The 12,463-nt window shown below is 60.3% G+C and carries 14 protein-coding genes; 5 read left to right on the top strand and 9 right to left on the bottom strand.

The features are described 5' to 3' along the window. The first annotated feature begins 19 nt into the window (after positions 1–19). Together rplQ and FQP90_RS04810 are read left to right on the top strand one after the other, a co-directional pair. Complete coding sequence (gene rplQ, locus FQP90_RS04815) at positions 20–580, top strand: 50S ribosomal protein L17 (RefSeq protein ID WP_144648586.1); 561 nt, start codon at positions 20–22, stop codon at positions 578–580. Between the two features lie 32 nt (positions 581–612). After that, positions 613–1,503, top strand: coding sequence for a tRNA pseudouridine synthase A (locus tag FQP90_RS04810; RefSeq protein WP_244296497.1), 891 nt, complete (start codon positions 613–615; stop codon positions 1,501–1,503). Between the two features lie 119 nt (positions 1,504–1,622). On the opposite strand, the gene FQP90_RS04805 is transcribed toward FQP90_RS04810, so the two are convergent. From FQP90_RS04805 to FQP90_RS04765, 9 genes are all read right to left on the bottom strand, one after another. Further along, a complete protein-coding gene (locus FQP90_RS04805) occupies positions 1,623–2,501 on the bottom strand; it encodes a type II secretion system F family protein (RefSeq protein WP_144648585.1) in 879 nt (292 codons plus the stop codon). Between the two features lie 12 nt (positions 2,502–2,513). Then, positions 2,514–3,455, bottom strand: coding sequence for a type II secretion system F family protein (locus FQP90_RS04800; protein WP_144648584.1), 942 nt, complete (start codon positions 3,453–3,455; stop codon positions 2,514–2,516). 2 nt (positions 3,456–3,457) lie between these two features. Further along, complete coding sequence (locus FQP90_RS04795) at positions 3,458–4,777, bottom strand: CpaF family protein (protein ID WP_144648726.1); 1,320 nt, start codon at positions 4,775–4,777, stop codon at positions 3,458–3,460. Positions 4,778–4,899: 122 nt separating this feature from the next. After that, positions 4,900–6,099: an AAA family ATPase gene (locus tag FQP90_RS04790; RefSeq protein ID WP_144648583.1), complete on the bottom strand. Its 1,200-nt coding sequence runs from the start codon at positions 6,097–6,099 to the stop codon at positions 4,900–4,902. Continuing rightward, positions 6,096–6,863 (bottom strand): Flp pilus assembly protein CpaB, encoded by a 768-nt coding sequence (gene cpaB / locus FQP90_RS04785; protein WP_144648582.1) that lies wholly within the window; start codon positions 6,861–6,863, stop codon positions 6,096–6,098. Before cpaB ends, FQP90_RS04790 begins: the two co-directional genes overlap by 4 nt. Positions 6,864–6,914: 51 nt before the next feature. Beyond that, positions 6,915–7,961 (bottom strand): TadE/TadG family type IV pilus assembly protein, encoded by a 1,047-nt coding sequence (locus tag FQP90_RS04780; RefSeq protein WP_144648581.1) that lies wholly within the window; start codon positions 7,959–7,961, stop codon positions 6,915–6,917. Beyond that, the gene (locus FQP90_RS04775) at positions 7,949–8,350 is read right to left on the bottom strand and encodes a TadE/TadG family type IV pilus assembly protein (protein WP_144648580.1); all 402 of its coding nucleotides are present in this window, start codon (positions 8,348–8,350) and stop codon (positions 7,949–7,951) included. The genes FQP90_RS04780 and FQP90_RS04775 overlap by 13 nt, the downstream gene beginning before the upstream one ends. 111 nt (positions 8,351–8,461) lie before the next feature. Beyond that, positions 8,462–8,656: a Flp family type IVb pilin gene (locus FQP90_RS04770; protein ID WP_026539837.1), complete on the bottom strand. Its 195-nt coding sequence runs from the start codon at positions 8,654–8,656 to the stop codon at positions 8,462–8,464. A 320-nt stretch (positions 8,657–8,976) separates the two neighbouring features. Further along, positions 8,977–9,621, bottom strand: coding sequence for a prepilin peptidase (locus FQP90_RS04765; protein WP_144648579.1), 645 nt, complete (start codon positions 9,619–9,621; stop codon positions 8,977–8,979). Positions 9,622–9,909: 288 nt separating this feature from the next. Here FQP90_RS04765 and rplM point away from each other — a divergent pair, with 288 nt between their 5' ends. The 3 genes from rplM to glmM all read left to right on the top strand — a co-directional run bounded on the left by rplM (position 9,910) and on the right by glmM (position 12,431). After that, a complete protein-coding gene (gene rplM, locus FQP90_RS04760; protein ID WP_011775554.1) occupies positions 9,910–10,353 on the top strand; it encodes a 50S ribosomal protein L13 in 444 nt (147 codons plus the stop codon). 39 nt (positions 10,354–10,392) lie between these two features. Beyond that, a complete protein-coding gene (gene rpsI, locus FQP90_RS04755; protein ID WP_011775553.1) occupies positions 10,393–10,899 on the top strand; it encodes a 30S ribosomal protein S9 in 507 nt (168 codons plus the stop codon). A gap of 167 nt (positions 10,900–11,066) precedes the next feature. Then, positions 11,067–12,431 carry a phosphoglucosamine mutase gene (gene glmM, locus FQP90_RS04750; RefSeq protein ID WP_144648578.1) on the top strand — a complete coding sequence of 455 codons (1,365 nt, stop codon included), beginning with the start codon at positions 11,067–11,069 and terminating at the stop codon, positions 12,429–12,431. Positions 12,432–12,463: the final 32 nt, after the last annotated feature.

Here is a 12,463-nt window from a genome sequence, read left to right as displayed (position 1 = left end):
CATAACAGGAGAAATAACTATGCCTACCCCCACTAAGGGTCCGCGCCTCGGAGGCGGCCCGGCTCACGAGCGCCTGATGCTCGCGAACCTGGCAGCTGCTCTGTTTGAGCACAAGCGCATCACCACCACGGTTACCAAGGCCAAGCGCCTCAAGCCGTACGCAGAGCGTCTGGTCACCTTCGCCAAGCGTGGCGACCTCGCTTCCCGCCGCCGCGTTCTCGGCCTGATCAGCGACAAGGGCGTTGTCCACGAGCTGTTCACCGACATCGCCGGCGCCGTTGCCAACCGCGATGGTGGCTACACCCGCATCACCAAGATCGGCAACCGCAAGGGCGACAACGCTCCCATGGCTGTCATCGAGCTCGTCCTCGAGCCGGTTTCCCCGAAGCAGGCCGTTGTTGCTGAAGCAACCGCAGCTGCTGCCAAGGCTGCTCCGGCTGCCGAGGAAGAGGTCGTTGAGACCGAAGCCGTAGAAACCGAAGCTGCTGAGACTGAAGAGGCTCCTGCCGCTGAAGCCGAAGCTGCTGAGACTGAAGCTGCTGAGACTGAAGAGGCTCCGGCCGCTGAGGACAAGAAGTAATTCACTGAATTCTTCACAGTAGACTTAAGTCTATGAACGAACGAAAACCCGCTGCCCCCGTTATGGGGGGCGGCGGGTTTTTGCGTGTCCGGCTTGATCTTTCGTACGATGGCGGTCCCTTCAGCGGGTGGGCCCTTCAGCCTGGCCTTCTGACAGTGCAAGGAGCACTCGAAGAGGCATTGGCGCTCCTCCTGCAGCGACCCGTCCGCGTGACGGTTGCCGGCCGGACGGACGCAGGCGTCCACGCCCGCGGGCAGGTAGTCCACGTGGATCTGACCGACGATGAGTGGCTGTCGCTGCCACGCGGGCACGAACTCGATCCCGGCGTCGCGCTTTTGCGGCGCCTCCGCGGCGCCCTGAGCCGCATCCTCGGCGACCTCACCGGTGCCGTGGAAGTGCACGACGCCGGTCTGGCGCCCGAAGGATTCGACGCCCGGTTCTCGGCGTTGTGGCGCAGGTACAGCTACCGGATTGCCGACGGCCCGGAACGCTGGGACCCGGTCCTGCGGGGAATCACCTTGTGGCATAAGGCCCCTTTGGATGTTGCGCTCATGAACGAGGGTGCGGTGGCGCTCTTGGGTTTGCAGGATTTCCGTTCCTATTGCAAACCACGTGAAGGTGCCACCACCATTCGCGAGTTGCAGAAGTTTTCATTTGATCGTGGAGCCGATGGTGTCATCGTCGCTACGGTGCAGGCTGATGCTTTCTGCCACAACATGGTGCGTTCCCTTGTGGGTTCTGCACTGCGAGTGGGGGAGGGCCTGGAGACTCCCGGCTGGCTGCACTCGCGTCTGTTGGAGCGCCGACGCGATGCCAAGTCGGTGCTGGCGGCGCCCCATCCGTTGGTGCTGGAGGAAGTTGCCTACCCGTCGGACAGCGAACTGCTGGCACGGGCTGAACTGACGCGGGCCCGGCGCGAATAGTCCCTGGTCGCCCGGACATTGGAGGACCCCCTCCCGGCTCTGGGTACCGGAAGGGGGCCGTTGTGGCACTCCGTGGTCTGGGATCCACGAAGTGCCGGTCTGTTTCCCGCAAGACAGGGTCAGCTGAATGCCTCCATGATTCTGATACCGGCGGGGCCAAGGAGGATGATGAAGAGTACCGGGAAGATACAGAACAGCAACGGGAAAAGAACCTTCACCGGCAACTTCATGGCTTTCTCTTCTGCATTCTGACGTCGCTTGACCCGAGCTTGCTTTGCCTGCGCACGCAGCACGTTCGCGATGCCGATCCCATACTTGTCTGCTTGAATGACCGCAAGAACGAAGCTCCGGACGTCCGTCACAGTAGAACGCTCAGCCAACGCCTCGTAGGCTTCCTGCCTGGGTCTTCCTACCTGGATGTCCTGGAGGGTCCTCATGAGTTCATGTGCCAGCGGACCAGTCCCTTGAGCGGATGCCCGTTCCATGGCCGACTCGAAACCAAGCCCCGCTTCAACCGAAATCAACATCTGGTCGAGGGTATTGGGGAACTCCATCTTCATGGCTTCCTGCCGTTTGGCGCCTTGGTTGTAAACCAACAGGTCGGGAATGAAGTAAAGAAACAGCGTCAGGAAGAGACCAAGCCCAACAACCGTAGGGCTGGGGTTGGCGACGAAGAGCAGGACGCTGAAAAGGGCGCCACCGGCCGCCAACATCGGCTTGATCGCAATGAGCTTAGTGAGCGGCATGGACTTTGGGCGCCCCGCAAGTGCCAGCCAATGGTCAAGTTTGGCTTCGTAACTTCCTGGCGTGAGTTTCCGCGCGACACCAAGCAGCAGGGGAGGACGCTGGATGCTAACCCCCGCACCCTGTGCGAAGCCCGACCCGAGGTTAGTGTGAATGGCCACTATGCCCTTGCGGTCGATGGTGGCCAAGGACCAGACGAAGTAGGCGAGCGGAAGGACAATCGCGGCGATGATCAGCCACACATGGGTAGTCATGTCACTTACCTCCTAGAACTTGATCTTTACGGTGCGGTTCATCCAGAAGCCCCCCACGACGAAGAGCACACAGCTCAAGACCGTCAAGGCGATTCCGATGGGATGGTGGACGAAAACCCGTAGATACCCCGGGTTGATGACACCAAGTACCGCGCCGACTCCAACAGGTAATGCCATCAGGATGACGGCAGACATTCTGCCTTCAGCACTCAAGGATCGGACGTGGCCCTTGATCTCACTGCGCTCGCGGATAGTGCCCGCCACTTGTTCCAGAACTTCTGCCAGGTCTCCACCGACTTCGCGGTTGATTTGTATGGCCTGGCCGATCCAGCGAAAGTCCTCGCTGTCCATGCGGGCTGCGCAATCTTCTATTGCTTGGCGGGCGTCCTTGCCAATCCTCACTTCATTGACGATCCGGGCCAACTCTTCCGATGTCGGAGCTTGGGACTCCTGGGCTGCGGCCTCAAGCGACCGCATGATGCTGTGTCCGACACGAAGCCCGCCGATCAGCATCTGGATGGTATCGGTCAATTGGGTTTCAAATTTGGATCGACGTTTTTCGGTTCGGTAGACCAGAACCAGTTTTGCCGCAAAGGGCGTTGTTATGGCCGCCATTATGCCGATCAGGGGATTGGTCAGCAGCGCCCCGAGGATGCCCAGCACCACGGTGGCGATGGCTACCAGAACGGTGAAGTCAGCGGGAGACTGCTTTACCCCTGCGTTGTATAAAACCTCCCTGTTGTAAGGTCCTCCCGAACGGCCAAGGGCAGTGTCAACCACGTGGACGGCGGACTGGGATACACGCCCCAACGCGGACTCATCCGGAGTGAAGCCCAGGCGGCGGCGCTCCAGGGGAATGCTCCCGTTGCGGGGCTTCATCACCACGACGACGAGAATCAGGAGGGCGGCAGCACATGTACCGATCGCGGAAAAGAACAGGACTGGGGTGTCCACGTTTACCGCCTCCCGCTGGTGACTGGTGCGGCTCCGAAGACGGAAGGTGGAACATTGATCCCCAGTTCCGTGAAGCGGTCCAGGAAGCGTGGGCGAATGCCTGTAGGCAGGGCCTTGCCCAGGAAGCGGCCCTCGGAATCGAGTCCAGCCGCGTAGTCGAAGAGAAACGCATCCTGTAGGGTCACGACCTCTCCCTCCATCCCTTGTACTTCGGTGACGTGCGTGATTCGCCGGCTTCCATCGCGTAATCGCGTGACTTGGACGATCAAGTCGACGGCCGAAGATACTTGCTCGCGGACTGCTCGGAGCGGTAGGTCCATGCCTGCCATCAGGACAAGCGTTTCCAGTCGTGCAATGGCATCGCGAGGAGAGTTCGCGTGAACCGTCGACAACGAACCGTCGTGCCCTGTGTTCATGGCCTGGAGCATGTCGAGTGACTCTCCACCACGTACTTCCCCGACGATGATCCGATCGGGCCGCATACGCAGTGAGTTCCGCACCAGGTCTCGAATGGTGACGGCGCCCTTACCCTCGATGTTGGGCGGGCGACTCTCCAACCTGACCACATGGCGCTGCTGCAGCTGGAGTTCCACAGCGTCTTCGATAGTGACGATCCGGTCGGATTCCGGGATGAAGGACGACAACACGTTCAAGAGCGTCGTCTTGCCGGTTCCCGTTCCTCCCGAAACGATGACGTTCAACCTGGCCCGCACGCAGGCACTGAGCAGTTCAGCCATTTCAAGGCTCATCGATCCCCATTCGATGAGATTTCGAACCGTCAGGGGAACATGACTGAATTTCCTGATGGTGAGCGAGGGACCATTCACGGCCAGCGGAGGAATGATGGCATTGACACGGGAACCGTCCTCCAGCCGGGCATCCACAAGTGGCGAGGACTCATCAATGCGACGCCCGACCTTGGAAACAATCCGCTCAATGACTTTTCTGAGGTGGGCATCCGAACTGAACTGCAGATCCGTGAACGCCAAGTGTCCATGCCGTTCGACGTAAATCTGGTCGAAGCGGTTCACCATGACTTCCGTGACGGATGGGTCCTCCAATAACCGTTGCAGGGGACCGAACCCCATCACTTCGTCCGAAATCTCGCGAATCAGCCGACGCCGCTCTTCGGGAGTGAGCGGCACTTGTTCTTCGTCAATGACAGCTGACAGTTCTTCAACGGCGAAGGAACGCAAATCCTCCTCGGAAGACGATGTGTCCCCGATTCTGCTGCCCATGCGTTCAAAGAGTGCCGAAGCAGCCCGTTGTTTCAAGCCGGCAAGAGCATCCACTGCTGGCACGGAAAGGGTTCCGCCCAACATCGGCCCGCTGGCGGGTGGCATGATTTGAGCGTTCTGCACGTCCTCGTCCTGACCTCCGTCGTCGGAAGCCAGGGCATCGGCGATAACATCCGGGTTCTTCTTCGAGAGCCGTTCCGAGAGTTTCATGACACCACCACCCTTCGGTGAAGTTTGCCTTGGGGGACTGTTTCCAGCCGCGGATCGAAGCGTTCGACGAGTTTTTTCAGCCCCTTTGCGGCCGAGTCCCGAGAGGTCCCTTGGAGAACTGGCACCCCACGGTTGGTCGAATACGGGAGATTCCGTGATCGTGGAATCACGGTGTCGATCGGCACTCCAATGGTCGCTTCCACGTCCTGGACGGAGATTCCGCTCTTCCTGTCCGCGAAGTTCAGCACAGTGTGCCGGCCCTGCGGCAGGAGTTGGAGTTCCCTCAAAACACTGAAGCACTTCCGTAAGCCGCGGATGCTGGGTACATCCATTCCACATACCCAAACACCATCCGTCGCAAGCTCCAACGTTGCGAGGCAATGCTCGCCCAAGCCCGGGGCAGTATCCACCACGACGTACTTGAACTCTGTGGCAAGTTGGTTGATCAGCCTTGTGACGTGATCCGCCGTGATGTAATCCGACTCAGACGGCTTCTTGGGTGCGCAGAGCGCGTAGATGCCCGACGGGTGCACAGTGAGGAACGCTTTGAGGACCATGGAGTCCTGTGAAGCTGAGCCATGAACAGCCTCAGTGATGGAATGCTCCGGTTCAAGCAGCAGGCCGGAAGCAACATCTCCGAATTGGAGATCCAGGTCCACAATCACAACACTCATAGGGGCAACGGCACCCAGCCCGACGGCAAGGTTCGTCGCGACAGTAGTCTTGCCCACGCCACCTTTGGGCGACATGACAGCTATGACTCTGCCCCTTTCCTGACCGGACTCGGAAACCGACTGCATTCCACGGCGCCTGCTGGCTGCGGCCAAACAGGCCCTTTCCAGGAGGACACGTAGCTCGTTGACGTCGATCTCAGGCGTCACGACGTCTCGAATGCCGGCGTGCATGGCGCGGAGGATGATGTCCGGGCTGGGTTCCGATACCAGCAGGAGGCTGATTTCCGGGTATTGGAGGTCGAAGACCGTAGCCAGTTTCAGGGCGTCGTCCGGGTTTACGCCCGGCCCCAGGATCATGACTTCCGGCGGTGCCCCGGTCAGTTGCTTGAAAACGTCATCTGTTCCGCCCTTCAATACCTCGGGGGACAGAGTTTGCAGGTCGCCATGCAGCGCCCCGGTGACGGCTTGACGCACACGGCCTTCGAAGTCCCGGACTGCCGTGATTGCTACGAAGCGGCTCATTGGACCAGCCCTCCAAAGTTGGTGGTGGGCGGCTCGGTCTTCACGGTCTTGTCGGTCTGCTTGGAGAGCCAGAGCGTGCCAAACTCAGCGCCAAAGACCATCTTTGCTGCGTTCGCGTCGCTGAGGGCGACGGTGACGTAGGCGGAACCATTCGGCAGTGCTACGCCCTTGTCCGCTCCGGCCGACTTCTCGGCATCGGGTGCTGCCTGTTGGACTGCTGTCACCAAGACGTCGTGATACAGCAGTTCCGTGAAATCTTTCCACCCGGTCATACCGGCCGGAAGGTTGGCTCCTGCCGGCACGGCCTCATCCAACTTGAACGATGCGAAAACTGTGACAGTGTCTCCGGCTTCAATTCTTCCACCGAGGATTCTCTCAGGGGCAAGGACAAAGGTAGCTTCCTGCAGGCCGTCCGGCACTGGTACGGTCCCAGGCGCCAGTTCCTTGGGATCCACGAGCTTGACGCCCAGCAATTGCTCGCCGGGCTGAAGGTCGGCCGACGTGACCTTTCCCCTCTGATCATTGAGTGCCTTGATGGTGCCGGGCGCTACCGCAGTCTGCGGGAGGGTTTCCACCCGAACCTTTGAATCCAGCTCTTCGGCTTTGGTACCAGCCGGAACACGTTCCTTGACGACCAGGACGTTGACGGGATCGAGCCCTTGCTGCGCACGTTTGTCTGCTCCCTGTACGTAGGTGACCAGTAGAACGGTGCCAATGACTGCCAAGAGCAGTGCTGCAATGCCTCCCAGTAGGCGTGTTTTCACTTTTAACTCCTTTCGAGTTTTTGGTGATGCTTTTGTTGAAACTGTGCGCAGCTAATCGGTCAGTGTGACTACGGATGCGCCGTAGTTGGGGACAGTGCCGCCTATCTGCGAGCCCTCTTCGAGAGATACGAAGCGGGAGAAGTACCCCTGAAGTCCCCGGCAGTTTCCACTGCAGTTAGGGGCAAGAGGATCGAGCACCGCCCCTGATCCGCTGAACTTGTAGCCGGTGACCTGAAAGGCGGCGAAGCCGATCAGCGTGTACTTTGCATTGCTTCCGTTTCCGGTTGCAGTCTTGAAAAGTGGTATGAGCGCGGGCTCGTCCATGATGGTGGAAAGTACAGCGTCACAAGCGGCCGCGTTGGGGAAATGATTGCCGGTTTGCCCGTTAACAGTCGCGTTGACAGAGACGTTGGTGGAGCAACCTGCGTTGGTGACGAGCCATCCAAAACCACCGGGCTGGTAGCCGTTTTGTGCAGCGCAACCTGGCATCGTGGGGGCGTTCTCGTCGTAGCGAAGCAGGATGTGGGTGGGAGTTGGATCGCCCGAGAAGTTGCCTGTGGAGTTGAGCGATGCCAGTTGAGTCGGTGAGAGGTACTTTTTGAAAACGCACTCACTCACCGTCCAAGGCAACGTTGTCGCAGCGTTTGGCGCCCCCCATTTTGCTTCTGCGGCGGCATCCACAGTTGCTGTGTCCATGCCCAGAACCCGGGCGAAGTACAGGGAGAAGCTGTTCGCCCCTGAGCCGTCATCGCGTGCATTCGTCACAACACGGACGGTGGTGGACGCCGGAAACGACACTGCGGATCCGCTGGAACCATCGTTGGCGTTGCTGTTGGCGAAGCTGTTTGCCGTGGCAGTGCTGTCTCCGCAATTCCCGTTGGCGCAATCGGTTGCGATGGCCAGGGCGGCGGCATCGGCGCCGTTCTGCAGTTGGGCTTTCTCCGCGTACAAGGCGCCGACATCAATGGCCAGGGCCGCGAAGCCCAATAGGACAACCATCAGCCCTGCGACCACTATGGTTGCTGCCCCTCGTTCGTTTGACGGATTGCCATCCAGGGAGGTCCGGCTCTTGTCCCGGATTTGCCTTAGCCGCCGCATCTCATCACCCCAACCCCTGTCATGTTGAGCGGGAAGATGCCCGGTGCTCCGAAGAAGCCGGCGTCCAGGAATCCTGACATCGAAGGCAGCGAAACGCTGGTTGTCACTTCGACATTGGCGCCCGGAGCGCAACTGGAAGCGTTGTCGCTGACACTTACACCCAGGCCATCCAATGAGGGCGCCGTGGACAACGCCGTGCCGGCAACATCCAAACCGCCCTCCTGGTAATGGACTGCTGCATAGCGTGCCCCCTCGCGAGCCGCTTGTGTCAGCGATACTTGGACGTTGAGCACCCGGCCAAACTCGATGATTCCGATGAGGATGAGCAGCAGCAGCGGCAATAGGATCGCCATTTCAATGGCAACCGCGCCTCGTTCTTTCCGATCCATGTCGATTCCCCGACTTTCCCAGATAGGGCTGAAAGTGGAACTATTCGGAAAGCAGTTTGGCTCTGGTGGAACTACGCCACCAGAGCCAAACTACGTTTGGGGTGGTACTGCCTAGATGGCGGCGTCCACACGGGTGAAGAGGTTTGCGATCTGCGGACCAAGGAGGGTGACGGCCGCAAGCACCAGCAGGGCGATGAATGCCACCATGATGCCGTATTCAACCATCGTCGCGCCCTTTTCCTCTTTGGTGAAGCGGTCCTTGACGCCGGCGATGTACGAGGTAATGGTGAAAATGAAAGCAGACATTGGAATATCCTTCCCAGAAAATGAATTTCGAAGTTTCGTTATAGGTCCAGCAAATTATCGGAATTTGCTTCGACTCCCGAACTACCCCCATGTTTCCTTTAGCGGTCCGGAATTCGATGAGATAAGAATTCACCCTGGGAGGGTTGGTAAACAATGCGTAGTCGTACTCGAATTGCTGGTGCGGTATCGCGGGGACACTCGTTCCTGGGCAGGGGAGTACTCGGTTTTTGGTGCACGAGGTGAGTTGGGCTACTTGCTTTTGTCAGCAGCCTTAGAAAAAGGCGGAAGGGAACATGCCTTCGCGCACTCCGCCAGGGGCCCTACTGGAGTACCAGCACCACGCCCATGGCGGCTGCGAACATGGCAGGTCCGTGAGCAGTTTCCACAGGCTTTTCCTTGGGTTGGAGCCGTAACATCAGCACCGTCAGCACCCCACCCACCACGAATCCCAAGAGACCCCCGAAGAGTACTTGCTCCCAACCTAAGTACCCCAAGTACAGTCCCAGGGGCGCTGCGAGCTTCACATCGCCCATTCCGAGGCTCCCCGGCGAAATAAGTCCCAGAATCAAGTACCCCGCGAACAGGGTGGCCGCTCCCGCGAGTCCGCGAATCAGCTCTGGCCAGGCTGGCGAGACGACGGCAGCGACACCCAGGAATGCCACCCCGCCGCCCAGCAAGATCAAAACCAGGGGGTTGGGCAGTAAATGCAGCACGAAGTCGATCCGGGACAGTTGCACGCCGAGAAGTGCCAATAAAAAGAACGCCGGCAATTCAGGTGAGAAACCAAAGCGCCACGCCAGCAAGCCGAACAGCAGTGCGGTGACTGCCGCCGTCGTGATCCGGACCTTATGTGCAGGGAGTCCGCCAAGTCGCGGCAGCGTGCGGGCGATCAGGAACTCCGCTGCCGGACCCAACAACAGGCCGGCCAGGGCAGCAAGGAGGGGAAAGGCGACGCCGTAGGTCATGTGCTCTCCCTCTGCGCGGTGCGGGACCCCGAGGGGTGGATACCCCATTTTGACCCGGGCGCCCCGTTGAAGGTATTGTTTAGAGTCGTTGTGCGTGTCCTATCTCGATGACACATGCCTACAGGGGGATCCAGTTGCAGGATCGCTAACTCCAGAGGCATTTCGAGATCCTGGGATAACTGGTACATAGAGCCCTCACCTCTGCTCCGGTAGCGCATACATAGTAGGTACACGCCTCACTGCGTGTCGCCTAAAACATGAACGCCAGAACAAGAACGAGGCAAAACCGTGCGTACGTACACCCCGAAGCCCGGCGATATCAACCGCCAGTGGCACGTCATTGACGCCACCGACGTTGTCCTTGGTCGTCTTGCCAGCCAGACCGCAACACTGCTGCGCGGAAAGCACAAGCCGACCTTTGCGTCCCACATGGACATGGGCGACTTCGTCATCATCATCAACGCTGAAAAGGTTGCCCTCACCGGCGCCAAGCTGGAGCAGAAGCGCGCATACCGCCACTCCGGTTACCCGGGCGGCCTGACCTCCGTCAACTACGCCGAGCTGTTGGAATCCAACCCGGTTCGCGCTGTTGAGAAGGCCATCAAGGGCATGCTCCCCAAGAACTCCCTCGCAGCTCAGCAGCTGGGCAAGCTCAAGGTCTACGCAGGCCCCGAGCACCCCCACGCAGCTCAGCAGCCGAAGACTTTCGAAATCACCCAGGTCGCCCAGTAGTCCTGGCCACCAACTAAACTTTTTATTACAAGGAGAACCGTGGCTCAGAACGAAGAACTGACCGCCGAAGCCGTCGAGGCTGAGGAAACCCTCACCAGCTACACCTCTGAAAGCACATCTGCTGAAGATGCGCCCAAGAAGGAGCGCCCGGCACTGACCGTTGCCGGCGCGGCTGTTGGCCGTCGCAAGGAAGCCGTTGCACGCGTTCGCGTTGTTCCGGGTTCCGGCAAGTGGACCATCAACGGCCGCACGCTGGACAACTACTTCCCGAACAAGCTGCACCAGCAGGATGTCAACGAGCCCTTCAAGATCCTTGATCTCGAAGGTGCCTACGACGTCATCGCCCGTATCCACGGCGGTGGCATCTCCGGCCAGGCCGGCGCATTGCGCCTCGGTGTTGCCCGCTCGTTGAACGAGATCGACGTCGACAACAACCGCGCCACCCTCAAGAAGGCCGGTTACTTGAGCCGTGACGCCCGCGTCATCGAGCGCAAGAAGGCCGGTCTCAAGAAGGCACGTAAGGCTCAGCAGTACTCCAAGCGCTAAACCGCTTTTACCCCTTTGCCGGGGTATCGAAAGCCCGTTCCGCCCTATTGGCGGGGCGGGCTTTCGCCGTTAAGACCACGCCGCTGCTCGCCGATGCGGGTCCCGGATGTGACGCCCCGACACGCTCCTGAACTGGTGGCGCTCCGTCGTCGTCTAAACTTGAGCCGATGTCTAGATTATTTGGAACAGATGGCGTGCGCGGTCTCGCGAACGGATTGCTAACCGCCGAGCTTGCCATGCAGCTCGCCCAGGCCGCCGCCGTCGTACTCGGCCATGACCGCACAACCGACGGCAAGCGGCCACGCGCCGTCGTTGCCAGGGACCCCAGGGCAAGTGGTGAGTTCCTCGCCGCCGCTGTAGAAGCCGGGCTTTCGAGCTCCGGGATCGACGTCTACGACGCCGGTGTCCTCCCCACCCCGGCTGCGGCCTACCTGGTGGCAGATCTCGACGCCGACTTCGGCGTCATGCTGTCGGCCTCACACAACCCCGCGCCGGACAACGGAATCAAGTTCTTCGCCCGGGGCGGCCAGAAGCTTCCCGACGACGTCGAAGACGCCATTGAGGCTCAGCTGGGCAAGGAGCCCCAGCGTCCGGTGGGCGCCGACGTCGGACGCATCCAGCGATTCTCAGACGCCGAAGACCGCTACATCGTTCACTTGCTGGGCACACTGCCCAAGCGGCTGGACGGTCTTAAGGTAGTCCTGGACTGCGCACACGGCGCAGCGAGTGGGTGTTCGCCGCAGGTATTCAAGGACGCCGGTGCCGAGGTTGTGGTTATCGGCGCCGAACCGGATGGCCTGAACATCAACGAGGGCGTGGGCTCAACCCACCTCGGCCCGTTGAAGGAAGCGGTCCTTAAGCACGGCGCTGACCTTGGCGTAGCCCACGATGGTGACGCCGACCGCTGCCTGGCTGTTGACCATGAGGGCAATGAAGTGGACGGCGACCAGATCATGGCGATCCTGGCACTGGCCCTCAACGACGCCGGAAAGCTCAAGGACAACGTGCTAGTTGCCACCGTCATGAGCAACCTTGGCCTGAAGATCGCCCTCCGCGACGCAGGCATCACCATCCTGGAAACCGCGGTGGGAGACCGCTACGTCCTGGAAGGCATGCGCGACGGCGGGTACAACCTGGGCGGCGAACAGTCCGGCCACGTGATCTTCTCCGACTACGCGACCACGGGCGACGGTGTCCTTACCGGCCTGCAGCTCGCAGCGCAGGTGGCACTTACCGGCCGCAGCCTCAAGGAACTGGCCACTGCAATGACCAAGCTTCCGCAGCTCATGATCAACGTCAAGGGCGTGGATAAGGCCCGTGCCGGTACCGATGAGGGCGTGGCAGCGGCGGTTGCCGAAGCCGAGCTGGAATTGGGCGAGACCGGCCGTGTCCTGCTCCGCCCCTCGGGCACCGAAGCCCTGGTCCGGGTGATGGTGGAGGCCGCGGACATGGAAACGGCCGAGCGCATCTGCACCGGCCTTGCCGCGGTGGTCAAGGAGCGTTTGGGCGCTTCCACAGAGCTGGCAGTCTAGGAACTCTTTTAACGGCGTCGGCCCGCTCTCCT

Origin of the sequence: Paenarthrobacter nitroguajacolicus (assembly GCF_007786235.1) — a bacterium.
Classification (GTDB): Bacteria; Actinomycetota; Actinomycetes; order Actinomycetales; family Micrococcaceae; genus Arthrobacter; species Arthrobacter nitroguajacolicus_A.
The sequence above is the reverse complement of the archived record's forward strand: the minus strand, read 5'-3'. Positions and strand labels throughout refer to the sequence as shown.